General features: G+C 32.4%; 2 protein-coding genes. Both read right to left on the bottom strand.

Annotation, left to right across the window (positions count from 1 at the left end):
* A partial coding sequence (locus JQM81_RS13495; RefSeq protein WP_331473166.1) for a hypothetical protein occupies positions 1-375 on the bottom strand: 375 nt, incomplete at its 3' end.
* Positions 376-380: 5 nt separating this feature from the next.
* Positions 381-1,358 (bottom strand): DNA cytosine methyltransferase (locus tag JQM81_RS13490; RefSeq protein ID WP_235234336.1); only part of this gene is annotated, 978 nt, incomplete at its 5' end.

Genomic DNA, 1,358 nt, shown 5'->3' with positions numbered 1-1,358 from the left:
ATATTGATTATATATTCCTCTCGTTTGTCGAAGCTTATCCCAAAAATATGCAAATAACCTTTCAGAAACAATTGCAATGTCTATATCTGATGACTCTTTACCAAAATCTTCATTATGAAAAGGCTGTAATACTTTTTTGGGAGATAAACTATATCCTGTTTTTGCACTCCCTACCATCTGAACACTGTGGAAGTTAATTTTCAAATTAGAGGATACAATTTCTTTAAAAAAATCCATTTTATCAATTATTTCATCCTGCGGCACACATAGGTAATTTGTAAAATACCAGTTATGTGACTTTACAATATGTTTTAAGTAAAAATCATATGCTTCCATTGTCAGAAGATCATTTTTGATTGTTTCATCATTTGTCATTTTATTCATTTCCTTTTTTGCTGAAAAACTTCAATCCATTCATAAATATCATTTGCAATACCTAAGGCCAGCAAATATGGTACACCATTTCCTACCATTTTGAATTTTGCTGAAAGAGGCAGATCATTCTGCACCTCAAAATTTGATGGAATCGATTGAATTGCTAAAGCTTCTGCTACACTAATTCTTCTAGGTAAATATGGATGAAGATGTACTTCATTATTCCCATAAGCGGCTGTAGGGGAATATCTCCAGCGATGCAATCGTTTAAATGATTTTCCTTTAATATCTCCTTCCTCAATGGTTCTAAACCTCTGCGGTTTCTTTACCACAAAAATATCCTGTGCATTAGGATGATGTAATACATCATTTTTTTCAAACCAATATTCGATAGTTAATTTTTCAATTATACCCTCAGGTTTCTCCAATACACCATTTTCAATAAATGGGTCTGTCACTGGCCAATTTATTTGATTTATCATTTCCATTGAATACAATTTATGCCCTCCAATAGAAAATTTCAAACGTTTCCCAAAAAAGTCTCTCCTAAAACCAACTAAGATCAGTCTATCTCTATTTTGTGGAACCCCATACTCTAATGCATTTTCAACGGAATCAAACAATGAATATCCCGCCTTATATAATTTCCGTTTCATTCTTTCATAAAACGATTTATGTTTTTTAGTTTGATAAAGGCCTTTAACATTCTCTAGCAAAAAAAAATCTGGTTTTCTACGAATGATTAAGTCTACATACACACTTGTTAACTGCCCATTTTTGCCCTTTTCACCTTTATTCTTACCCGCTGTAGAAAAATCAGGACACGGGGGGCCTCCTATAAATCCAATTATTTTTTTCTCTCGATCTTCATAATCCTGAAAAGAATTTGCCCAGAACTCGTCATCTAAATACTTCCTAACATCTTCATTACTATATCCATATTTACATTTATGTACTTGATTTCTCCTAGCATATTTATATGC

The sequence above is a fragment of the Faecalicatena contorta genome (assembly GCF_021531895.1).
Lineage (GTDB): Bacteria > Bacillota > Clostridia > Lachnospirales > Lachnospiraceae > JAFBIX01.
The sequence above is the reverse complement of the archived record's forward strand: the minus strand, read 5'-3'. Positions and strand labels throughout refer to the sequence as shown.